At 71.4% G+C, this 22,518-nt stretch carries 15 protein-coding genes and 2 rRNA genes; 13 read left to right on the forward strand and 4 right to left on the reverse strand.

Translation table 11 applies throughout. From position 1 onward, the window contains the following. Window positions 1-78: 78 nt before the first annotated feature. From Sdia_RS12400 to Sdia_RS12415, 4 genes are all read left to right on the forward strand, one after another. Window positions 79-3,200 (forward strand): 23S ribosomal RNA (locus Sdia_RS12400). A 134-nt stretch (window positions 3,201-3,334) separates the two neighbouring features. After that, window positions 3,335-3,451 (forward strand): 5S ribosomal RNA (gene rrf / locus Sdia_RS12405). A 305-nt stretch (window positions 3,452-3,756) separates the two neighbouring features. Then, on the forward strand, window positions 3,757-4,968 hold the full coding sequence (locus Sdia_RS12410; RefSeq protein WP_223123492.1) for a hypothetical protein: 1,212 nt from the start codon (window positions 3,757-3,759) through the stop codon (window positions 4,966-4,968). Continuing rightward, a complete protein-coding gene (locus tag Sdia_RS12415; protein WP_189501080.1) occupies window positions 4,905-5,789 on the forward strand; it encodes a hypothetical protein in 885 nt (294 codons plus the stop codon). The genes Sdia_RS12410 and Sdia_RS12415 overlap by 64 nt, the downstream gene beginning before the upstream one ends. Before the next feature lie 128 nt (window positions 5,790-5,917). Here Sdia_RS12415 and Sdia_RS12420 read toward each other — a convergent pair whose 3' ends face one another. Beyond that, on the reverse strand, window positions 5,918-7,189 hold the full coding sequence (locus tag Sdia_RS12420) for a DUF1015 family protein (protein ID WP_100458145.1): 1,272 nt from the start codon (window positions 7,187-7,189) through the stop codon (window positions 5,918-5,920). Window positions 7,190-7,262: 73 nt separating this feature from the next. Between Sdia_RS12420 and Sdia_RS12425 the strand changes: the two genes are divergently transcribed. Continuing rightward, window positions 7,263-8,291: an HAD hydrolase-like protein gene (locus tag Sdia_RS12425; RefSeq protein WP_115068540.1), complete on the forward strand. Its 1,029-nt coding sequence runs from the start codon at window positions 7,263-7,265 to the stop codon at window positions 8,289-8,291. A gap of 288 nt (window positions 8,292-8,579) precedes the next feature. Here Sdia_RS12425 and Sdia_RS12430 read toward each other — a convergent pair whose 3' ends face one another. Next, the gene (locus Sdia_RS12430; protein WP_185392885.1) at window positions 8,580-8,954 is read right to left on the reverse strand and encodes a sterol-binding protein; all 375 of its coding nucleotides are present in this window, start codon (window positions 8,952-8,954) and stop codon (window positions 8,580-8,582) included. A 42-nt stretch (window positions 8,955-8,996) separates the two neighbouring features. On the opposite strand from Sdia_RS12430, the gene Sdia_RS12435 reads away from it, so the two are divergent. From Sdia_RS12435 to Sdia_RS12455, 6 genes are all read left to right on the forward strand, one after another. After that, complete coding sequence (locus Sdia_RS12435; protein WP_100458148.1) at window positions 8,997-9,341, forward strand: hypothetical protein; 345 nt, start codon at window positions 8,997-8,999, stop codon at window positions 9,339-9,341. A gap of 30 nt (window positions 9,342-9,371) precedes the next feature. Continuing rightward, entirely contained in the window at window positions 9,372-10,187 is an 816-nt protein-coding gene (locus Sdia_RS12440; protein WP_100458149.1) for a TlyA family RNA methyltransferase, read from the forward strand. Beyond that, window positions 10,184-11,149, forward strand: a complete 966-nt coding sequence (locus Sdia_RS12445) for an NAD kinase (RefSeq protein WP_100458150.1) — start codon at window positions 10,184-10,186, stop codon at window positions 11,147-11,149. Before Sdia_RS12440 ends, Sdia_RS12445 begins: the two co-directional genes overlap by 4 nt. A gap of 97 nt (window positions 11,150-11,246) precedes the next feature. Next, window positions 11,247-13,004 (forward strand): DNA repair protein RecN, encoded by a 1,758-nt coding sequence (recN, locus tag Sdia_RS12450; protein ID WP_185392884.1) that lies wholly within the window; start codon window positions 11,247-11,249, stop codon window positions 13,002-13,004. A 268-nt stretch (window positions 13,005-13,272) separates the two neighbouring features. Next, window positions 13,273-13,425 carry a hypothetical protein gene (locus tag Sdia_RS29765; RefSeq protein WP_161499835.1) on the forward strand — a complete coding sequence of 51 codons (153 nt, stop codon included), beginning with the start codon at window positions 13,273-13,275 and terminating at the stop codon, window positions 13,423-13,425. A gap of 203 nt (window positions 13,426-13,628) precedes the next feature. After that, window positions 13,629-14,762 carry a glycosyltransferase family 4 protein gene (locus tag Sdia_RS12455; protein WP_229831680.1) on the forward strand — a complete coding sequence of 378 codons (1,134 nt, stop codon included), beginning with the start codon at window positions 13,629-13,631 and terminating at the stop codon, window positions 14,760-14,762. A gap of 554 nt (window positions 14,763-15,316) precedes the next feature. Here the strand turns inward: Sdia_RS12455 and Sdia_RS12460 are convergent. After that, the gene (locus Sdia_RS12460; protein ID WP_100458152.1) at window positions 15,317-16,978 is read right to left on the reverse strand and encodes a PucR family transcriptional regulator; all 1,662 of its coding nucleotides are present in this window, start codon (window positions 16,976-16,978) and stop codon (window positions 15,317-15,319) included. Window positions 16,979-17,625: 647 nt separating this feature from the next. Continuing rightward, window positions 17,626-19,455, reverse strand: coding sequence for a glycoside hydrolase family 15 protein (locus Sdia_RS12465; protein WP_100458153.1), 1,830 nt, complete (start codon window positions 19,453-19,455; stop codon window positions 17,626-17,628). A gap of 572 nt (window positions 19,456-20,027) precedes the next feature. Here Sdia_RS12465 and pyrG point away from each other — a divergent pair. Beyond that, the gene (gene pyrG / locus Sdia_RS12470) at window positions 20,028-21,698 is read left to right on the forward strand and encodes a CTP synthase (protein ID WP_100458154.1); all 1,671 of its coding nucleotides are present in this window, start codon (window positions 20,028-20,030) and stop codon (window positions 21,696-21,698) included. 116 nt (window positions 21,699-21,814) lie between these two features. Continuing rightward, window positions 21,815-22,492: an NUDIX domain-containing protein gene (locus Sdia_RS12475; protein ID WP_100458155.1), complete on the forward strand. Its 678-nt coding sequence runs from the start codon at window positions 21,815-21,817 to the stop codon at window positions 22,490-22,492. The last annotated feature ends 26 nt before the right edge of the window (window positions 22,493-22,518 follow it).

A 22,518-nucleotide genomic window follows, 5' to 3' on the forward strand; every position in this document is an offset into this window, starting at 1 on the left:
GAACTCGGGATGTTTGGTCTCGGGGTGGTGGGTGGTTGGTCGTTGTTTGAGAACTGCACAGTGGACGCGAGCATCTGTGGCCAAGTTTTTAAGGGCGCACGGTGGATGCCTTGGCACCAGGAACCGATGAAGGACGTGGGAGGCCACGATAGTCCCCGGGGAGTCGTCAACCAGGCTTTGATCCGGGGGTTTCCGAATGGGGAAACCCGGCAGTCGTCATGGGCTGTCACCCGCTGCTGAACTCATAGGCAGTGTGGAGGGAACGCGGGGAAGTGAAACATCTCAGTACCCGCAGGAAGAGAAAACAACCGTGATTCCGGGAGTAGTGGCGAGCGAAACTGGATGAGGCTAAACCGTATGTGTGTGAGACCCGGCAGGGGTTGCGCATGCGGGGTTGTGGGATCTCTCTTCCACGGTCTGCCGGCCGTGGGACGAGTCATAAACCGTTGATGTAGGCGAAGGACATGCGAAAGGTCCGGCGTAGAGGGTAAGACCCCCGTAGTCGAAACGTCAGCGGCTCGTTTGAGAGACACCCAAGTAGCACGGGGCCCGAGAAATCCCGTGTGAATCTGGCGGGACCACCCGCTAAGCCTAAATATTCCCTGGTGACCGATAGCGGATAGTACCGTGAGGGAATGGTGAAAAGTACCGCGGGAGCGGAGTGAAATAGTACCTGAAACCGTGTGCCTACAAGCCGTGGGAGCGTCGCGCATCGAGTTTGCTCGGTGCGTCGTGACTGCGTGCCTTTTGAAGAATGAGCCTGCGAGTTAGCGGTGTGTAGCGAGGTTAACCCGTGTGGGGAAGCCGTAGCGAAAGCGAGTCCTAAGAGGGCGTTTGAGTTGCACGCTCTAGACCCGAAGCGGAGTGATCTAGCCATGGGCAGGTTGAAGCGGCTGTAAGAGGTCGTGGAGGACCGAACCCACCAGGGTTGAAAACCTGGGGGATGACCTGTGGTTAGGGGTGAAAGGCCAATCAAACTCCGTGATAGCTGGTTCTCCCCGAAATGCATTTAGGTGCAGCGTCGTGTGTTTCTTGCCGGAGGTAGAGCACTGGATAGGCGATGGGCCCTACCGGGTTACTGACCTTAGCCAAACTCCGAATGCCGGTAAGTGAGAGCGCGGCAGTGAGACTGTGGGGGATAAGCTCCATGGTCGAGAGGGAAACAGCCCAGAGCATCGACTAAGGCCCCTAAGCGTACGCTAAGTGGGAAAGGATGTGGAGTCGCAGAGACAACCAGGAGGTTGGCTTAGAAGCAGCCACCCTTGAAAGAGTGCGTAATAGCTCACTGGTCTAGTGATTCCGCGCCGACAATGTAGCGGGGCTCAAGCGTACCGCCGAAGTCGTGTCATTGCAGCAATACTCCCAACGGAGGCTGTGATGGGTAGGGGAGCGTCGTGTGCCGGGTGAAGCAGCCGTGGAAACGAGTTGTGGACGGTTCACGAGTGAGAATGCAGGCATGAGTAGCGATTCACACGTGAGAAACGTGTGCGCCGATTGACTAAGGGTTCCTGGGTCAAGCTGATCTGCCCAGGGTAAGTCGGGACCTAAGGCGAGGCCGACAGGCGTAGTCGATGGATAACCGGTTGATATTCCGGTACCCGCTGTGAAGCGTCAAACATTGAATCCAGTGATGCTAAGCCCGTGAAGCCGTTCCGGACCCTTCGGGGAATGGAAAGTGGTGGAGCCGGTGACCCGAGCTGGTAGTAGGTGAGTGATGGGGTGACGCAGGAAGGTAGTCCATCCCGGGCGGTGGTTGTCCCGGGGTAAGGGTGTAGGACGTCAGGTAGGTAAATCCGCCTGGCAATAGTCTGAGACCTGATGCCGAGCCGATTGTGGTGAAGTGGATGATCCTATGCTGTCGAGAAAAGCCTCTAGCGAGTTTCATGGCGGCCCGTACCCTAAACCGACTCAGGTGGTCAGGTAGAGAATACCGAGGCGTTCGGGTGAACTATGGTTAAGGAACTCGGCAAAATGCCCCCGTAACTTCGGGAGAAGGGGGGCCATGTCTGGTGATGAGTCTTGCACTCTGAGCTGGGTGTGGCCGCAGAGACCAGCGAGAAGCGACTGTTTACTAAAAACACAGGTCCGTGCGAAGCCGTAAGGCGATGTATACGGACTGACGCCTGCCCGGTGCTGGAACGTTAAGGGGACCGGTTAGTCACATTTCGGTGTGGCGAAGCTGAGAACTTAAGCGCCAGTAAACGGCGGTGGTAACTATAACCATCCTAAGGTAGCGAAATTCCTTGTCGGGTAAGTTCCGACCTGCACGAATGGCGTAACGACTTCTCGACTGTCTCAACCATAGGCCCGGTGAAATTGCATTACGAGTAAAGATGCTCGTTTCGCGCAGCAGGACGGAAAGACCCCGGGACCTTTACTACAGTTTGATATTGGTGTTCGGTTCGGCTTGTGTAGGATAGGTGGGAGACTGTGAAGCATGCACGCCAGTGTGTGTGGAGTCGTCGTTGAAATACCACTCTGGTCGTGCTGGATGTCTAACCTGGGTCCGTGATCCGGATCAGGGACAGTGTCTGATGGGTAGTTTAACTGGGGCGGTTGCCTCCTAAAGTGTAACGGAGGCGCCCAAAGGTTCCCTCAGCCTGGTTGGTAATCAGGTGTTGAGTGTAAGTGCACAAGGGAGCTTGACTGTGAGACCGACGGGTCGAGCAGGGACGAAAGTCGGGACTAGTGATCCGGCGGTGGCTTGTGGAAGCGCCGTCGCTCAACGGATAAAAGGTACCCCGGGGATAACAGGCTGATCTTCCCCAAGAGTCCATATCGACGGGATGGTTTGGCACCTCGATGTCGGCTCGTCGCATCCTGGGGCTGGAGTCGGTCCCAAGGGTTGGGCTGTTCGCCCATTAAAGCGGTACGCGAGCTGGGTTTAGAACGTCGTGAGACAGTTCGGTCCCTATCCGCTGTGCGCGTAGGAATATTGAGAAGGGCTGTCCCTAGTACGAGAGGACCGGGACGGACGAACCTCTGGTGTGCCAGTTGTTCTGCCAAGGGCATGGCTGGTTGGCTACGTTCGGGAGGGATAACCGCTGAAAGCATCTAAGCGGGAAGCCTGCTTCGAGATGAGTGTTCCCACCTCCTTGAGAGGGTAAGGCTCCCAGTAGACGACTGGGTTGATAGGCCGGATATGGAAGCCCTGTAAGGGGTGGAGTTGACCGGTACTAATAGGCCGAGGGCTTGTCCTCAGTTGCTCGCGTCCACTGTGTTTGTTCTCAGGCAACGAACAGTTGTGTCGGCTGAACGGCTGCACTAATCAATTGAATAGTGTGCTTGTTCGCTGCCCTGTTCGTTCCTCGCTTCGGCGAGGATCTGAAAGGGTTTCGGTGGTCATAGCGTGAGGGAAACGCCCGGTTACATTCCGAACCCGGAAGCTAAGCCTTACAGCGCCGATGGTACTGCAGGGGGGACCCTGTGGGAGAGTAGGTCACCGCCGAACAATCTTTGAGGACCTGTGGTCCCAGCGTTCATGCTGGGACCACAGGTCCTTTTTTGTTTCCCGATGCGCGCCGGAACACCGGTCGCGCGAGAATGACTTGCGGTACCGAAGACAGGAGTCACGGATGTCCACCAACTCTTCCGACGACCGGCCGGAGCGCGACCAGCGTCGGCAAGGAGGCGGCGACCGGGGCGGGTACCGCGGCGGGCCGCGTCGCGACAACGACCGGGCCGGCTCGGGCAGGCGCGACGACCGTGGCAGCGACCGGGGTGGTTTCCGTCGCGAGGACCGGGGCGGGGACCGGCGTGACGATCGTCGGGACGGCGACCGTGGCGGCTTCCGGCGTGACGATCGTGGGAGCGACCGCCCGGCGTTCCGACGTGACGACCGGCGGGATGACCGTGGCGGGTTCCGCCGCGATGACCGGCGTGACGACCGTGGTGGGTTCCGGCGTGATGACCGGGACGACCGGGGTGGGCGTCCGCCGTTCCGTCGTGAGGACCGTGGCGACGGGCCGCGTCGGGACGACCGTGACCGTGGTGAGCGTGGCGGCTTCCGGCGTGACGACCGTGGTGACCGTCCGGCCTTCCGTCGTGACGACCGCCGTGACGACCGTGGCGGGTTCCGTCGTGACGACCGTGGCAGCGACCGGGGTGGGTTCCGGCGTGATGACCGTCGGGACGGCGACCGAGGTGGCTTCCGGCGGGACGATCGTGGGAGCGACCGCCCGGCGTTCCGCCGTGACGACCGGCGGGATGACCGTGGCGGGTTCCGCCGCGATGACCGGCGTGACGACCGTGGTGGGTTCCGGCGTGATGACCGGGACGACCGGGGTGGGCGTCCGCCGTTCCGTCGTGAGGACCGTGGCGACGGGCCGCGTCGGGACGACCGTGACCGTGGTGAGCGTGGCGGCTTCCGTCGTGACGACCGCCGTGACGACCGTGGTGACCGTCCGGCCTTCCGTCGTGACGACCGCCGTGACGACCGTGGTGACCGTCCGGCCTTCCGTCGTGACGACCGCCGTGACGACCGTGGTGACCGTCCGGCCTTCCGTCGTGACGACCGCCGTGACGACCGTGGCGGGTTCCGTCGCGATGACCGGGGTGGGGACCGGCGTGACGACCGTCGGGACGGCGACCGTGGCGGCTTCCGGCGTGACGATCGTGGGAGCGACCGCCCGGCGTTCCGACGTGACGACCGGCGTGACGACCGCGGCGGCTTCCGCCGCGATGACCGGCGTGACGACCGTGGCGGCGACCGGGGTGGCTTCCGGCGCGACGACCGGGGCGGGGACCGGCGTGGAGGCGGTTACCAGGGCCGGGGTGACCGTGACGGCGGGCGTCCCGGGTTCCGGCGCGACGACCGGGACAACCGGGGTGGCTACCGGGGTCGCGACGACCGTGGCGGCTACCGGGGACGCGAGGACGACCGTGAGCGCGAGCCGATCAAGCGGCTGCCGATTCCCGAGGACGTCACGGGCGACGAGATCGACAAGGACGTCCGGCAGGAACTGCTGAGCCTGCCGAAGACGCTTGCCGACGACGTCGCCCGCAACCTGGTGATGGTCGCGCGCCTCATCGACGAGGAGCCCGAGGAGGCGTACGCCTACTCGCGGATCGCCCTGCGGCTCGCCTCGCGTGTCGCCGCCGTCCGGGAGGCCGCAGGGTTCGCGGCCTACGCCAACCAGAAGTACTCCGAGGCACTCGCCGAGTTCCGGGCGGCCCGCCGGATGACGGGCAGTGCGGAACTGTGGCCGGTCATGGCCGACTGCGAGCGCGGTATGGGCCGCCCCGAACGGGCGCTGGCGATGGCCGGTGAGCCCGAGGTGCGCCGTCTCGACAAGGCGGGCCAGGTGGAGATGCGCCTGGTCGCCGCCGGCGCCCGTCGGGACATGGACCAGCTGGACGCTGCGATCGTGACGCTCCAGAGCCCCGAACTCGCCTCGAACTCCGTCCAGCCGTGGACGGCGCGCCTGCGTTACGCCTACGCGGACGCTCTGCTCGCCGCTGACCGTGAGGACGAGGCACGCGAGTGGTTCGCCAAAGCTGCCGATTCCGACAAGGACGGTGCCACGGACGCCTCCGACCGGCTCGCGGAGCTGGACGGGGTGGAGTTCGTGGACGCCCTCGAGGAGACCGACGACTCGGGCGAGGGCGAGAGCAGCGGGGACGTCGAGACCGGCACCGCCGTCTCCGACGCCGAAGGTGACCAGGTGACCGGGACCGGGACCGGGACCGGGACCGGGATCGAGGCCGAGAACGCCGGCGCGGAGACGGACGAGCCCGCCGGCCCGTCCGAGACCGGCGAGCCGCGTGAGAACGGCTCCGGCCAGGGCTGATCCGGCGCGGGGAGAATCGAAGAGAAAGTCGAACGGGCGGGAACTCCGGGAGGAGTCCCGCCCGTTCGGCACATACACAGTCTGTGACGAGAAGGTCGCGCACCGTCCGTGCGAAGTCGGAGCGACAGCTAAGGGAGGAGGGTGCGGAAGACGAGACCTGTGGCGGGTTTCGGTCCGAAGGAAGTGGACTTGCGAGGCATCATGACGCCCTGCCTGGCCAGGTCGCGGACCACTTCCTCCTGCACGGGATGCATCAGCACGGCCGTTCCTCCGTTACGTTCCGCCTGCTCGACGGCGGCAGCGGTGTCGTGGATGTAGGCGATGTGCTGGGGCGAGTCCGGGATCTGCCACAGGTGGTCGATGAGTGTGGAATGCAGCACGGTCGCGTCGAGGGTGCGCCAGAGCTCCGGTCGGTCGCCGGGGACGGTCCGGTCGAGGAGGGCCTGGTCCGGTCGGTCGACCAGATGGAAGCCGTCCCCGGCGACGACGAACGCCGTGCCCTTCGCCGAGGCCGTCGAGAGAGCTTCCATGGCCGCGGCCAAGGGGCCCTCGACACGGCGGACGCGGAAGGAGCCGGCGAGCGCGGAGAGCGCCGACAAGGGCGAGAGGTGATGCAGGAGACGATGGATGGCGCGCACCTGCAGAGGGTGCCGCGCGGTGTCGACCAGCAGGACCAGCGCGTAGTCCCACGGGCTGGGGGACGGGTGCTCCGCACGGATACGCAGCGAGGTGGCCCAGCGGTGGTGGCCGTCGGCGATGAGTGCCTGGTGCCCACCCAGGTCCTGCTGGACGGCGGCGATCTCCAACGGGTCCGTCACCGACCACAGGCGATGGCAGAAGCCGTCCTCCGTGGTCGTCGAGAGAAGAGGAGGGTGCTCGACGGTCCGGTCGATGATGCCCCCCGTGCCGCCGGAGCCGTGCTCGCTGCGGTAACTGAGCAGCAGCGGCTCGAGGTTGGCGGCGGTCGCCCGAAGAAGTGCCGCACGTTCCTCGACGATGTGCGGCATGACGTCCTCGTGCGGCAGCACGACGCCCTCCGCCGGGGTCGACAGGCGGAGAGCGCCGATGACGCCACGCTGGAGGAGATCGCCCTTGCGCTGCTCGTAGACGTACAGAGCGGGCTTCTCGTCCCGGGCGAGAACGCCCGAGGTCAGCCACTCGGCGAGCGTGTCCGCGGCGCGGCGGTCAGCGCCCTCACGGGTGTCGGCCTGCGGAAGGATCAGGCGGACGATGTTGTGGGGATCGGCCGACTCCAGGTGGAGAAGGCCGTCCGGGCGGACCACGACGTCGTACGGAGGCGAGGTCACCGCGGCGAGGCTGTCCACCCGGTCCAGGCGGTAGCGGGTGCCCTGGAAGGGCTCCAGATGCAGTCCGTGAGGGGTGGGCCCGGCAGTGGTCATTGGTGCATGTTATGCGCCTGCTCGGCATGCGCGATGATCGGGGGGAAACCGAGGACGAAGGAGCGGACGCGCGATGAGCGACACCCCCCGCACAGCACCACTGGGTGCCGCACGGCCCCTGAGCGAGCAGTACGACACGGCCCTTCTGGACCTGGACGGGGTGGTGTACGCCGGAGGGGACGCCATCGCGTACGCGGTCGACTCCCTGGCGGCGGCCAGGGAGACCGGGATGAAGCTGGCCTACGTGACCAACAACGCCCTCCGCACGCCGGAGACGGTGGCCCGGCATCTCACCGATCTCGGCATCCCGACGGAGGCCGGCGAGGTCGTCAACTCCGCGCAGGCGGTGGCGCGGCTCATCGCCGACCAGGTGCCGACGGGAGCAAGGGTCCTGGTCGTCGGCGGGGAAGGGCTGCGGGTGGCTCTGCGGGAGCGCGGGCTGGTCCCGGTCGAGTCGGCGGACGAGGATCCTGCGGCGGTCGCGCAGGGGTACGGCGGTCCGGACATGCCCTGGGGCCGGCTGGCGGAGGCGGCGTACGCCGTGGCCAGGGGAGTGCCCTGGTTCGCGTCGAACACGGACCTGACCATTCCCAGCGGGCGCGGTGTCGCGCCGGGTAACGGTGCCGCCGTCGAGGTGGTACGGATCGCGACCGGCGCCGACCCACAGGTGGCGGGCAAGCCGTTGCCGCCCATGCACCGGGAGACGGTGCTGCGGACGGGGGCGGACCGGCCGCTGGTCGTGGGCGACCGGCTGGACACGGACATCGAGGGAGCCTTCAACGGCGGGGTGGACTCGCTCCTGGTGCTGACCGGGGTCACCGGTCCGGCCGAACTGCTCGCGGCCGCTCCGGCGCACCGGCCCACGTTCGTCGACGCTGACCTGCGGGGGCTGCTCACGGGGCAGCCGGCTGTGGAGGCGCAGGAGCAGGGCTTCCGGTGCGGCGACGTCCACGCCCGGGTGGTCGCGGGCGAGATCGTCGTCGAGGGGGACGGCAACCCCCTCGACGGCCTGAGGGCCCTCTGCGGGGCCGTCTGGAGTGCGGCCGGCGCCGGCCGCACCGAACTGGACACGAGGAAGGCGCTGGCGCGGTTGGGGTGGTGAAGCCGAAGGGGCGGGCAGCCCGGTCGGGGGCGCGGCCATGACGCGGTGTGTCTCACGGCCATCGTGACGCGCGGAGAGGGAGGCACGGCAGCTGACCCGGCTCCCGAGTCGGTCCGGCTCCGGCGTCGGTCCACCTCCCGTGCCCGGTCGCGTGCGCGTTGACGCCCGTGCGTGCTCGTCGGCCTCGCTCTCGGCCCCGGTCCGGTAGGGCTGCCGGGCGGTGGCGTACGGCAGCCCAGTGGTCCGGCGCCTTCGCCGCGCCGGCCTGCGCCGCCCTCCCGGCGCAGATCAGAGGAGTTTGCGCAGGGTCAGGAGGTCGCGGAAGCCCGCGTCGAGGGTGAGGCGGCGGGTGGCCCAGGCGTGGGCGAAGTCCAGTTCACCGGCGACCAGGGCGACCAGGTCGTCGCTGGACATCGTCAGCCGGATGGCGGTCTTCTGCCGATGGGTGTCCGAGCGGCCCGGCCTCGGGTGCGGGCCGGCCAGGGTGTCGGTCACCTCGATGCCGCCGGCGCGGAGCCGGCCCGTGAACGTGACGTCGAGGTCCTTGAGGTGACAGCTCACCGAGCGGTCGAGGGCCGCAGCGGAGCGGACCTCGGGGGGAGCGGCGGCCAGCCGCCCGGAGAGCGTGTCCAGTGCCGCGCGGCACTCCTGCGTCGTCGCCATCGGCGCTGACGTTACCGCAGGGTGACGCGGTAGCGTCGGGGCATGGACGACGGCACGGACGAGCAGGCGCCGGCGCACGGCGGCAGCCCCGCCGGACAGGGCGCCGAGGAGCCCGGCGGCACCGCGGGGACACCCGGGGAGGGGGCGCCGGGCCCGGCCGCTCCCGCGCCGCTCGGGCCGGTGCGGGGGGAGACCGGAGAGCGACGGGTGGACGCGGCGCTGGGGCGGCTGGGGGACGTCGACCACCTCGCGACCGAGGGCCACCTCACCGTGTACGAGGATGTACACCAGGGACTGCGGGCGGCGCTGGACGCGCTCGACGCACCCCCGGGGCCCTCGGCGCCCCCGTCCGCCCGGCCTGACGGCTCCGCGGGCCGCGCCCACTGATTCCGTACGACCTCAGGAGCTGAACCGACCGTGGCAGGAGTGGCCCGTCGCCGCCTCGACGCCGAGCTGGTGCGCCGTAGACTCGCGCGTTCCCGTGAGCACGCCAGCCAGCTCATCGCCGCCGGGCGGGTGACCGTCGGGGGCACCACCGCGACGAAGCCCGCCACGCAGGTCGCGACCTCGGCGGCCGTCGTGGTCGCCGACGACGGGCACGACCCCGACTACGTGTCGCGCGGTGGCCACAAGCTCGCCGGTGCCTTCGAGGCGTTCGTTCCCCTCGGTCTCACCGTGCGGGGGCGCAGGGCGCTCGACGCGGGAGCGTCCACCGGGGGATTCACCGATGTGCTGCTGCGGGCGGGTGCCGCGCGGGTGGTCGCCGTGGACGTCGGGTACGGCCAGCTCGCCTGGTCCCTGCGGAGCGACGAGCGGGTGGTGGTCAAGGACCGCACCAACGTGCGTGAGCTGACCCTGGAGGCGATCGACGGGGAGCCGGCCGACCTGGTGGTGGGCGACCTGTCGTTCATCCCGCTGGGCCTGGTCCTCCCCGCCCTCGTCGCGTGCAGCGGCCCCGACGCCGATCTGGTGCTGATGGTGAAGCCGCAGTTCGAGGTGGGTAGGGAGCGGCTGGGCAGTGGTGGCGTCGTGCGCAGCACCCAGTTGCGGGCGGAGGCGGTGCGTACCGTCGCCGGGCAGGCCGCCGAGCTCGGGCTCGGGGTGCTCGGCGTGACCGCCAGCCCGTTGCCGGGTCCGTCCGGGAACGTCGAGTACTTTCTGTGGCTGCGGGCCGGGGCGCCCGCGCTCGATCCGGCAGATGTCGACCGCGCAGTGAGGGAGGGGCCGAGGTGACCGAGGAGGACACGGCGGGAACAGGGGGCGCCGAAGAGCCGGCCGGTCCGGGCGGAACGGGTGCGGGGGAGAAGCGGACGGTCTTCCTCCTCGCGCACACCGGCCGCCCGGCGGCGATCCGCAGCGCGGAGCTGGTGGTCCAGGGGCTGCTGCGGTCCGGTCTGGGGGTGCGCGTCCTGCGCGCGGAGGCGGCCGACCTGCCGCTCCCCCCCGAGGTGCAGCTCATCGATGAGGCCACGCCCGCGGCGCTCGACGGCTGCGAGCTGCTGATCGTGCTCGGCGGGGACGGGACCCTGCTGCGCGGCGCGGAGTTCGCCCGCGCCTCCGGAGTGCCCATGCTCGGCGTCAACCTCGGCCGGGTCGGTTTCCTCGCCGAGGCCGAGCGGGACGACCTGGACCGGGTGGTCGACCGGGTGGTGAGCCGTTCCTACGAGGTGGAGGAGCGGATGACGGTCGATGTGGTCGTGCACAACAACGGCACCGTCGTCCACACCGACTGGGCGCTGAACGAGGCCGCCGTGCAGAAGGTGTCGCCCGAGCGCATCCTCGAAGTGGTCCTGGAGATCGACGGCCGTCCCGTCACCGGGTTCGGCTGCGACGGCATCGTCTGCGCCACTCCCACCGGTTCGACGGCGTACGCCTTCTCGGCCGGCGGGCCCGTGGTGTGGCCGGAGGTCGAGGCGCTCCTGATGGTGCCGATCAGCGCCCACGCGCTGTTCGCCAAGCCGCTCGTGACGTCACCCGATTCGGTACTCGCTGTCGAGGTGCAGCACAACACCCCGCACGGCGTGCTGTGGTGCGACGGCCGCCGCACCGTGGAGCTGCCTCCCGGCGCCCGGGTCGAGGTCCGGCGGGGCGCGGTCCCGGTGCGGCTGGCCAGGCTGCACCACGCCTCGTTCACCGACCGGCTGGTGGCGAAGTTCGCCCTGCCGGTCTCCGGCTGGCGGGGAGCGCCGCGCTGAGCCCGCGCGTCTGCCGGGGCCGTTCATGGGACCTTCGCAGGCGGTTCGGGGGGCACGCGGGCGGGGGCGGCGTCGCACGGGGGCGCGGAAACCTCGTATGGTCGTGAGCGTGTTGGAGGAGATGCGGATACGGTCGCTCGGAGTCATCGACGACGCCGTCGTCGAGTTGTCGCCCGGGTTCACCGCCGTGACCGGCGAGACCGGCGCGGGCAAGACCATGGTCGTCACGAGCCTGGGGCTGCTGCTGGGGGGACGCGCCGACGCGGCACTCGTCCGCGTCGGCGCCAGGTCCGCGGTGGTCGAGGGGCGGCTCGCGCTGCCCCCCGGCGCGCCGGTGCTCGCGCGCGCCGAGGAGGCGGGCGCCGAGCTGGACGACGACGCGCTGCTGATCAGCCGGACCGTCTCCGCCGAGGGGCGGTCACGCGCCCACCTCGGTGGCCGGTCGGTGCCGGTCGGACTGCTCGCCGAACTCGCCGACGAACTGGTGGCCGTCCACGGCCAGACCGACCAGCAGGGCCTGCTGAAGCCGGGGCGCCAGCGGCAGGCCCTCGACCGGTACGCCGGCGAGGCGGTCTCCGTGCCGCTGGCCGCGTACGGCGAGGCGTACCGGCGGCTGCGGAGCGTCGTCGGCGAGCTGGACGAGATCACCACGCGGGCCCGGGAACGGGCCCAGGAGGCCGACCTGCTGCGGTTCGGCCTGGAGGAGATCTCGGCCGTGGAGCCGCTCCCCGGCGAGGACGCGGAACTGGCCGCCGAGGCCGAGCGGCTGGGCCACGCCGAGGCGCTGGCGGCGGCCGCCGCCACCGGCCACACCGCCCTGGCCGGCAACCCGGAGGACCTGGAGAGCGCCGACGCGAGCACCCTCGTCGCCGGGGCGCAGCGGGCTCTGGAAGCGGTACGGGCCCACGACCCTCGGCTCGCGACGATGTCCGACCGGCTCGGCGAGGTGGCCATCCTCCTCGGGGACGTGGCCGGGGAACTGGCGGGCTACGCGGACAACCTGGACGCCGACCCGCTGAGGCTCGCCACCGTCGAGGAGCGCCGTGCCGCCCTCACCCAGCTGACCAGGAAGTACGGCGAGGACATCGACGCCGTCCTCGCCTGGGCCGAGCAGAGCGCCGCCCGCCTCGCCGAGCTGGACAACGACGACGACCGGATCGCCGAGCTGACCGCCGAGCGCGACGCGGTACGCACCGAACTGGGCGAGCTGGCCCGGCGGCTGACCCGAGCCCGGCGGGACTCCGCCGAGCGCTTCGCCGAGGACGTCACCACCGAACTCGCCTCCCTCGCGATGCCGCACGCCCGGGTCAGCTTCGACATCCGGGACACCGAGGTGGCCCCGGACGGCGACGGCATCGAGGTGGACGGCCGTTTCCTCGCCTACGGGCCGATCGGCGTCGACGAGGTCGAGTTGCTGCTCGCCCCGCATCCCGGGGCGCCGCCGAGGCCCATCGCCAAGGGCGCCTCCGGAGGTGAGCTGTCCCGGGTGATGCTCGCGGTGGAGGTGGTCTTCGCCGGGTCGGACCCGGTGCCCACCTACCTCTTCGACGAGGTCGACGCCGGGGTCGGTGGCAAGGCCGCGGTGGAGGTCGGGCGCAGGCTCGCGCGGCTCGCGCGGTCCGCCCAGGTGGTGGTGGTGACCCACCTGCCGCAGGTCGCGGCCTTCGCCGACCGGCAGTTGCTGGTGGAGAAGACCAACGACGGCTCGGTCACGCGCAGCGGCGTGAAAGTGCTGGAGGGCGAGGAGCGGGTCCGGGAACTCTCCCGGATGCTGGCCGGCCAGGAGGACTCGCAGTCGGCGCGGGCCCACGCCGAGGAACTGCTCGCGGCCGCCCACGGCGAGGGACGCCTGTAGCCGCCCCGGCAGGCAGCGGCGACGGCTCGTCCGCAGGGCGGAGGCCCGGACTCCCGGTGGACGGAGGTCCGGGCCTTCCGCGGCCAGTGCCTTACAGGGCGGGGGCCGGGCTCCGGGCCGTGCCCGGCGGGTGCGCGGGACTCGGGAGCGTGGCGAAGTCGCGGGTCCTCGTGGCGGACGACGACCGCCGGTCCGGCGGGACGCCCGCCTGGCGGCCCTGAGCGACGCCCGTTCGCCTTCACGTCCCGCCTGGCCGAGTGGCCCACCGGTGGGGGGCCGCTCGGCGGCTCCCGGCTCCCACAACCTCGTCGCCGTGCTGGACGGCGGCACCGTCGGCATGGCCGCGTCGCTGCCCGGGACGGGGACGTACGACGAGCCGAGGTCGGTGTGGATCGGCCCGCTCGCCCGGGGCGGGGCGTGAGCGGGACCTGCTGGACGGGTGGTGCCGAGGGTTCACCCGTACCGGTGATCTCGCCACGGCATGCCCGCGTCAGCGGCCCGCCCGGGCGGGCCCCACCCGGTTTCCGGTGCCGGAACACCCGTACGGACTGGCATTCTTGACGGGGTGTGGGACGACAGGACCGCACGCGTCCCCCGTCCGCCGAAACCGGGAGTACCGGCCACGTGAGCAGCCAGTCGTCAGCCCTCGGACAGCAGCCGCTGCGTACCGTCCAGGTGCTCGGCGGGGGCAGCGCGGGCAGCAGCGCGCATGTGCGTTCGCTCGCCGCGGGGCTGACGGCACGCGGTGTGCGGGTGGCGGTGTGCGCGCCGCCCGCCGTCGACCGGATCCATGACTTCGGGGCCGTCGGCGCGCAGCACGTCCCGGTCGACCGGAGCAGCGACCCGGCGGCGCTGGCCGCGTTGCGCGGGGCGTGCGCCGACGCGGACCTGGTCCACGCGCACGGTCTGCACGCCGGGATGCGCGCCGCTCTCGCCCTCAGCGGTCTGCGTACCCCGCTCGTCGTCACCTGGCACACGCGGGCCCATGCCGAGGGGGCCCGCGCTCCGTTGCTGCGGTTGCTGGAGAAGCGGGTGGCCAGGGCGGCCTCGGTGGTGCTGGCGCCCTCCTCGGACCTGGTGCTGCGTGCCCGCAGGCGAGGGGCGCGCGACGCCCGTTACGCGCCCACCGCGTTCCCCGCGCCCCCGGCCGGCCACGGCGCCCCGGCCGACACGGAGGCACGCCGGAACAAGACGAGGGCGGAACTGGGCGCGGTCGACCGGCCCCTGCTCGTCGCGGTCGGGGCACTGGAGCGGCACCGGGGGTACGGCACCCTCCTGGACGCGGCACGGGAGTGGGACCGGGCCGAGCCGTCGCCGCTCCTGGTGATCGCGGGGGAGGGGCCCGAGCGCGGCGGCCTCCAGGAGCGCGTCCGGCAGGAGGACCTGCCCGTACGCCTCCTCGGCAGGCGGCACGACGCGGCCCAGCTGATCGCCGCCGCCGACCTCGCGGTGCTGCCGAGCCGCTGGGAAGCCCGGTCGGTCCTGGCGCAGCAGGCCCTGGTGGCCGGTGTGCCGCTGGTCGCCAGCCGGGTCGGCGGCATTCCCGAACTGGTCGGGGACGGCGCGGCGCTGGTGCCGTACGGCGATCCCGTCGCGCTCGCCGCGACCGTGCTCCGGCTGCTGGCCGACGTACCCGGGCGGCGTGCGCTGGCCCGGCGGGGCCTGCGGCAGGCGGCGACCTGGCCGACCGAGGACGCCACGGTCGCCCAGGCGCTGAGCGTCTACGACGAACTGACCTCCCCGCGTACCGGCCTCTGAGGCCGGTACGCCGGAGGGCGGCGGGTGGACCGTGTCCCGGAACGGCGGGGCGGACCCGGTGAGGCCGAGGCCGAGCACGGCCGGGGCCTGGCCCGCCTCCTCGGCGGACCGTGGTTCCCCCTGTCGGCGGACACGTTCCGTACCCGACGGCCGGCGCCCGTGGTGGGACCGGCCCGGCCGGTCTGGAGAGGGTTCACCGTGCAGTCGCCGGGGCTGCCGGCCGGGAACCACGGCGTCACGGGCCACGTCCTGGGCGAGCCGTGGCGACTGCGTGACCGCGGACGTGTCCGTCCCCGACGAGGCCGTCCTCGCCGGGGTGGTGCGAGTCGCCGGCGGCCCGATCCGGAGCGGCGGACCGCCCGCCCGGCCCGCCTGTCCGCCCACTGCGGCCGCGACGCCGGGGGCGACAGTGGTCGTCCGGGCGCGGCCGTGTGGGCCCGGGCGACCGCGGCGTGCCTCCGTCGCCACGGGGACCACCACCGGGTTCGTACGGATGACGGCGGGGCGTCCCGGCCACCGCCCGGGGTCCGCGGCGGGATCACGGCCCGGCGGCCTCAGGGCACGTGTCTGCGGGCGCGGAGGGCCAGGCTCAGGGCGAGGACGGTGTGCGGGTCGTCGAGGTCGGTGCCGAGGAGTTCGGCGATGCGGGCCAGGCGGTTGTAGAGGGTCTGGCGGTTGAGGTGGAGTTCTCGAGCCGTCTCCGCCTTGCGGCCGGCGTGGGCCAGATAGGCGGTGAGAGTCGGCAGCAGAGGCGGCTTCGCCCGGCGGTCGTGGTCGAGGAGCGGGCCGAGGGCGCGATCCACGAAGGCCGCGAGGTCGGGGTGGTCGCGCAGCCGCCACAGCAGCAGGTCGATGTCGAGGCGCCGGGCGTCGTACCAGGGCTGGTCGGGCAGCCCCCGCGCGGCCGTCGCCGTCTGGGCCGCGTGCCGCAGCCCGGCCGCCGCCGCGGCCCAGCCCCCGGCGCCGCCCACCACCACGACGGGCCCGGGCCGTCCCGCCGCGCCCTCGGCCGGGGAGACGGCGAGGCCCGTACGCTCCAGCCCGGCCCGCAGGGCAGCGGCCACGCGGTCCGACACGGCGGCGCGTTCGCCCTCGGCGCGCAGCCCGGCCAGCACCGGCACCCGGCCCTCGACGGGGCGTACCCCGAGCAGCGCGGGCACGCCCACGGCGGCCAGTTCCTCGGCGACGGCCCGGACCAGAGCCGCCCAGCCGCCGCCCGGGGTGAGCCCCTCCGGCGGGTCGGCGAGCCGCATCACCACCGGCAGCATCGGCCCCTCACCCGGCCGGAACCCCAGAACCCGGGCCTGGGCGGGCGCGTCCTCGGGCGCGATCCGGCCCTCCGCCAGGTCGTGGAGGAAATCCCCGCGCCCCCGGGCGGCCAGCTCCTCCTCCTGCCGGGCCTGCATGAGGACGACTGCCAGGATGCCCGAGGCCCGTTCGGCGGCGAGCCGGTGCACGGGCAGCAGCCGGCCGCCCACCGGCAGCAGCACGAGCCGGGCGCGGACCGTCCCGGTCGCGCCCGGTGCCGCCGATCCGCCCGGCACCTCCACCACGACCGCTCCCGACGGTGCCGGGTCCCGGTCGGTGGTGCGGCCGGCCCGCAGCCCCTCCCACACCTGGAGCGGGTCCGGGCGGCCGGCGCCGGGCGGCGCGGCCGCGTAGAGGAGGCGGCCGTCGGCCGTCTCCAGGAAGACCGGCTCGGCGGCGAACTCGGCGAGGGTGCGGAGCACCCGGGGCACGCCGCCGCCGTCGAGGAGCGCGCGGGTGCAGCGACGGTCGATCTCCTCGGCCTGCCGGAGCAGGGCGTAGTGGCCGTTGACGATCTCCGTGTGCACCTGCTCGGTGACGGACACGAAGGGCACCTCGCGGTGGAGCTGCACCAGCGGAAGTCCGGCCGAGCGGGCGGTGTCGACCAGGGCGGCGGGCAGCCGCGGCAGGCGTGGGCCCAGCTCGACCACGAGGGCCGCGATGTCCCGCTCGGCGAGTCCGCGCACGAAGGCCCGCTGGTCGGCGGAGCGGGTGCCGATGCCGAGTCCGGTGGTGAGCAGCAACTCGCCGCCCTTGAGGAGTGCGGGCAGGTTCGGCGCCTCTCCCGCGTGCACCCACCGCACCGGCCGGTCCAGCTGGTCCTCGCCGGTCACCACCTCCGGGAGACCGCCACGCAGCCCCGGCAGTTCCAGCGCTCGGCGCACGGTGATTCCGCCCTGGTTCTCCATGGATGCGGACGCTACTGCCCATCCGGCGGGAACGGCGCCCCGCCCTCCGCTCCGGACGGCCGCTCGACTCCGCCGGGGCGGGGGAGGGGGAGGCCCGGGACGGGCGTGACCAGCAGCCGGTGCGGGGCGCCCGTCCCCCGCCGCCCCGGGGGCCGGATGCCGCCGATCGCGGGCGCCGGGTGTACGCGGGCACATCGACGGGGTCGGACCACGCGCCGGATTCACCCGCAGGTGTACCCCGGGCCCGGCCTGTCGAGCCCTTTCTGGCCCGCTTCCCGCCCGTCCCGCCCGGGCGCCGGGAAGTTCCCTGTCCGTCCCAGGAGGGGCCCAGGGCTCCGGGCCGGCGCCGGAGGCCGAACGAGCCCGGGCCCACGCTCGTGAACGCCGACGGCGCTCTTCGCTCCACGGGGACGCAGGCTTCCCCCGCCGGGCAGTGAGCGGTGGGGGAAGCCGGCAGGCCGCCTCCGGCCCACAGCCGGCCGAGGCAGGCGGGCGGACGTCCCCGGGCCGCAGGCGCCGGGTCCGGGCGCTCACCCAGGAGGGCCGCCACGCGTCGGGTCTGCGCCCGGTACCCGGGCCGGGCACCCGGCCGCCCCGGTCGCACCAGGAGAGGTGCGGCCGGGGCGGTGTCGGGTCAGGCCCTGGGCTCAGCCCCCGTACGCGCCCGAGGCGGTGAGGCGCAGGGCGGTGTCGATGAGGGGGACGTGGGAGAACGCCTGCGGGAAGTTGCCCACCTGGCGCTGGCCGACCGGGTCCCACTCCTCGGCGAGGAGGCCGAGGTCGTTGCGGAGGGCGAGGAGCTTCTCGAAGAGCTTGCGGGCCTCGTCCACGCGGCCGATCATCGCCAGGTCGTCGGCGAGCCAGAAGGAGCAGGCCAGGAAGGCGCCCTCCTCGCCTTCCAGACCGTCCACGCACTCCCCCTCCTCCGAGCTGGTCGGGTAGCGGAGCACGAAGCCGTCCGGGGTGGACAGCTCCCGCTGGATGGCCTCGATGGTGCCGATGACCCGCTTGTCGTCCGGCGGCAGGAAGCCGACCTGCGGGATGAGCAGGAGGGAGGCGTCCAGCTCCTTGGAGCCGTAGGACTGGGTGAAGGTGTTCCGCTCGGGGTCGTAGCCCTTCTCGCAGACGTCCCGGTGGATGGTGTCGCGCAGCTCGCGCCACCGCTCCAGCGGACCGTCGGCGTCGCCCGCCTCGATGAGGCGGATGGTGCGGTCGACGGCGACCCAGGCCATCACCTTGGAGTGGACGAAGTGGCGGCGCGGGCCGCGCACCTCCCAGATGCCCTCGTCCGGCTCCTGCCAGTGCGTCTCCAGGTACTGGATCAGCTTGAGCTGGAGCAGCGAGGCGTAGTCGTTGCGGGCCAGACCCGTCATGTGGGCCAGGTGCAGGGCCTCGGTGACCTCGCCGTACACGTCGAGCTGGAGCTGGTCGGCGGCGCCGTTGCCGACCCGGACCGGCGTGGAGTTCTCGTAGCCGGGGAGCCAGTCCAGCTCGGACTCGCCGAGTTCCCGCTCGCCGGCGATGCCGTACATGATCTGGAGGTTCTCCGGGTCGCCGGCGACCGCGCGCAGCAGCCACTCGCGCCAGGCGCGGGCCTCGTCGCGGTAGCCGGTGCGCAGCAGCGAGGAGAGGGTGATCGCCGCGTCGCGCAGCCAGGTGAAGCGGTAGTCCCAGTTGCGGACGCCACCGATCTCCTCGGGCAGCGAGGTGGTCGGCGCGGCGACGATGCCTCCGGTCGGGGCGTACGTCAGCGCCTTCAGCGTGATCAGGGAGCGGACCACGGCCTCGCGGTACGGACCGTGGTAGGTGCACTGGGCGACCCAGTCGCGCCAGAACTCCTCGGTGTTGCTGAGGGCCACCTCCGGCTCCGGGAGGGCCGGCTGGCTGTGGTGCGAGGGCTCCCAGGAGATGGTGAAGGCGACGCGCTCACCGGGGGAGACGGTGAAGTCCGAGTACGTCGTCAGGTCCTCGCCGTGCGTCTCGGCGGTGGAGTCGAACCACACGGAGTCCGGCCCCGCGACCGCCACCAGGCGCTCGCCGACCCGGTGCACCCACGGCACGACCCGGCCGTACGAGAAGCGCATGCGCAGGGCCGAGCGCATCTGGACGTGCCCGCTGAGGCCCTCCACGATGCGCACGACCTGCGGGGCGCCGTCGCGCGGGGGCATGAAATCGGTCACGCGGACAGAACCGCGCGGTGTGTCCCACTCCGACTCCAGGACCAGGGAGTCTCCGCGATAGCGGCGCCGGACGGCGGCGGGGGGCTCCTGATCGTCGGAGTGGGCGGGGCCCAGTCTCCAGAAGCCGTGCTCCTCCGTGCCGAGCAGTCCGGCGAAGATCGCCGGGGAGTCGAAGCGGGGCAGGCACAGCCAGTCGACTGTGCCGTCCCGGCAGACCAGGGCGGCGGTCTGCATGTCTCCGATGAGTGCGTAGTCCTCGATGCGCCCGGCCACGTGCATCTCCAGTCGAACGGCCATGTCGCCCCCTCGGCGGGGGCGCTTGCTCTGCGGTCAGAAAAAAATGGTGCCGAGCTGTCCTCAGCAGGCGACGGACCTGGTCATACCGTGTGCCGTCCCACCCTGTCGGCCCGCCACCACCCTTGTGGGGCGCCACGCGCCCGACTCTGCTCGGCGGCGAATGTCCGAGCAGGATACGACGCACACCCAAGATCCGCCCGCCGGACGGGACAACCCGAGAAGTCCGTACGGACGATCGAGGAATGAGCCGTTCCGACGACGGTAACCCGGCTCCGCCCGTGCGCGCGCCCCCATCGTCACCACCCGTCGGAACTCGCCCCCGGACAGGGTGCCGGCACCGTCCGTACATGGAACTGAGCACTCCGGAACGCCTCACCCACCGTCGCGGGAGGTGACCAACGGTGGCCGGAAGAAGTCTCCCCCGGTCGCTGTTACGCTGGTAGCCCGTGGAGACGGTGGGCATCTCCGAGCGATCCGAGACCCCCGCAACCGCAGCGACGGCACCCGGGCACACCCCTCGGACCGGACGCCTCAGCACTTCGACTCGCGACCACGGGAGCCCCCTCTTGGCCATGCCAACTCGATCCTCGACATCCTCGACGACCAAGCACATCTTCGTCACCGGGGGTGTCGCCTCCTCGCTTGGCAAGGGCCTGACCGCCTCCAGCCTGGGTGCGCTGCTCAAGGCGCGGGGTCTGCGGGTCACGATGCAGAAGCTCGACCCCTACCTGAACGTCGATCCCGGAACGATGAACCCGTTCCAGCACGGCGAGGTCTTCGTCACCAACGACGGCGCCGAGACCGACCTCGACATCGGCCACTACGAGCGTTTCCTCGACGTCGACCTCGACGGCTCGGCCAACGTCACCACCGGCCAGGTCTACTCCACGGTCATCGCCAAGGAGCGGCGCGGCGAGTACCTCGGCGACACCGTGCAGGTCATCCCGCACATCACCAACGAGATCAAGCACCGCATCCGGCGGATGGCCACCGACGACGTCGACGTGGTCATCACCGAGGTCGGCGGCACCGTCGGCGACATCGAGTCGCTGCCCTTCCTGGAGACCGTCCGCCAGGTCCGCCACGAGGTCGGCCGGGACAACGTCTTCGTCGTGCACATCTCGCTGCTGCCCTACATCGGCCCCTCCGGTGAGCTGAAGACCAAGCCGACCCAGCACTCCGTCGCCGCCCTGCGCAACATCGGCATCCAGCCGGACGCGATCGTGCTCCGCGCCGACCGCGAGGTCCCGGCGTCGATCAAGCGCAAGGTCTCCCTCATGTGCGACGTCGACGACAACGCCGTGGTCGCCTGCGTCGACGCCAAGTCGATCTACGACATCCCGAAGGTGCTGCACACCGAGGGCCTGGACGCCTACGTCGTCCGCAAGCTCGACCTGCCCTTCCGGGACGTCGACTGGACCACCTGGGACGACCTGCTGGACCGCGTCCACAACCCCGACCACGAGGTCACCGTCGCCCTGGTCGGCAAGTACATCGACCTGCCCGACGCCTACCTCTCGGTGACCGAGGCGCTGCGCGCCGGCGGCTTCGCCAACCGGGCCCGCGTCAAGGTCAAGTGGGTCACCTCCGACGACTGCCACACCGAGGCCGGCGCCCGCGAGCACCTCGGCGACGCCGACGCGATCTGCATTCCCGGCGGCTTCGGCGACCGGGGCGTCAACGGCAAGGTCGGCGCCATCGCCTACGCCCGCGAGCACGGCATCCCGCTGCTGGGCCTGTGCCTGGGGCTCCAGTGCATCGTCATCGAGGCCGCCCGCAACCTGGCCGGCATCAACGACGCCAACTCCACCGAGTTCGACCCGGCCACCGCCCACCCGGTCATCTCCACCATGGCCGAGCAGCTCGACATCGTCGCCGGTGAGGGCGACATGGGCGGCACCATGCGGCTCGGCATGTACCCGGCGAAGCTCGCCGAGGGCTCCCTGGTCCGCGAGGCCTACGACGGCAAGGAGTACGTCGAGGAGCGCCACCGCCACCGCTACGAGGTCAACAACGCCTACCGCGCGGAACTGGAGAAGAAGGCGCAGCTCCAGTTCTCCGGCCTCTCCCCGGACGGCAAGCTCGTCGAGTACGTCGAGTACCCGCGCGAGGTGCACCCCTTCCTGGTCGCCACCCAGGCCCACCCGGAGCTGCGCTCCCGGCCGACCCGGCCCCACCCGCTCTTCGCCGGGCTGGTCAAGGCCGCCGTCGCCCGAAAGGTGGGCGGCGCAGAGCAGGCGTAGGCGCGCCGCGGGGGAGCGCTAACGTTGCCGGGGCACGGACCGACGCGGTCCGTGCCCCGGCGCGCTGCCGCACCACGCGCCGACCGACCGGACGACGCGCGAACGGAACACGGCACATGGGCACCTCCTCCCACCCCACCGACAGCACCGCGCCGCCTCGCGAGGGGCGCCTCACCGACACCGCCGCACACTGGCCCGTCACCGAGAGCGTCACCCCCTTCCGGGGCGCCAAGACCGCGATGCGCACCGACACCGTCCGGATGCCGGACGGCTCCACCGCCGACCGCGACTACCAGGTCCACCCGGGCTCCGTCGCCATCCTCGCCCTCGACGAGGAGGACCGGGTGGTGGTCCTGCGCCAGTACCGTCACGCGGTGCGGCAGAAGCTCTGGGAGATCCCGGCCGGCCTCCTCGACGTGCCCGGCGAGAACCCGCTGCACGCCGCCCAGCGCGAGCTGTACGAGGAGGCGTACCTGAAGGCCGAGGACTGGCGGGTGCTCACCGACTTCTACCCGACGCCCGGCGGCTGCGACGAGGCGGTGCGGATCTTCCTGGCCCGCGAGCTCTCCCCGGCCGGCGGCGAGCGGTACGCGGCCTCGGACGAGGAGGCCGACATGGAGGTGGCCACCGTCGCCGTGCCCGACCTGGTCCGCGGCGCGCTCGCGGGGGAGCTGCACAACGCCTGCCTGACCCTCGCCGCCTTCGCGCTGACCGCCGCCCGCGCCACCGAGGGCGGACTGGAGTCGCTGCGGCCCGCCGAGGCCGAGTGGCCCGCCCGGCCCTTCGAGGTCTGAGCCCGGCGCCCCCTTCGGGTGGCGGC

The organism is Streptomyces diastaticus subsp. diastaticus, assembly GCF_011170125.1.
Taxonomy (GTDB): Bacteria; Actinomycetota; Actinomycetes; order Streptomycetales; family Streptomycetaceae; genus Streptomyces; species Streptomyces diastaticus.

What these genes read in the sequence shown, in the direction of transcription:
- Sdia_RS12475 (WP_100458155.1), top strand. Translation starts at nt 21,815, where the DNA reads ATGGGCACCTCCTCCCACCCCACCGACAGCACCGCGCCGCCTCGCGAG.
- Sdia_RS12430 (WP_185392885.1), bottom strand. Translation starts at nt 8,954, where the DNA reads ATGGCGACGACGCAGGAGTGCCGCGCGGCACTGGACACGCTCTCCGGG.
- Sdia_RS12425 (WP_115068540.1), top strand. Translation starts at nt 7,263, where the DNA reads ATGAGCGACACCCCCCGCACAGCACCACTGGGTGCCGCACGGCCCCTG.
- Sdia_RS12435 (WP_100458148.1), top strand. Translation starts at nt 8,997, where the DNA reads ATGGACGACGGCACGGACGAGCAGGCGCCGGCGCACGGCGGCAGCCCC.
- Sdia_RS12465 (WP_100458153.1), bottom strand. Translation starts at nt 19,455, where the DNA reads ATGGCCGTTCGACTGGAGATGCACGTGGCCGGGCGCATCGAGGACTAC.
- recN (WP_185392884.1), top strand. Translation starts at nt 11,247, where the DNA reads ATGGTCGTGAGCGTGTTGGAGGAGATGCGGATACGGTCGCTCGGAGTC.
- pyrG (WP_100458154.1), top strand. Translation starts at nt 20,028, where the DNA reads ATGCCAACTCGATCCTCGACATCCTCGACGACCAAGCACATCTTCGTC.
- Sdia_RS12420 (WP_100458145.1), bottom strand. Translation starts at nt 7,189, where the DNA reads ATGACCACTGCCGGGCCCACCCCTCACGGACTGCATCTGGAGCCCTTC.
- Sdia_RS12460 (WP_100458152.1), bottom strand. Translation starts at nt 16,978, where the DNA reads ATGGAGAACCAGGGCGGAATCACCGTGCGCCGAGCGCTGGAACTGCCG.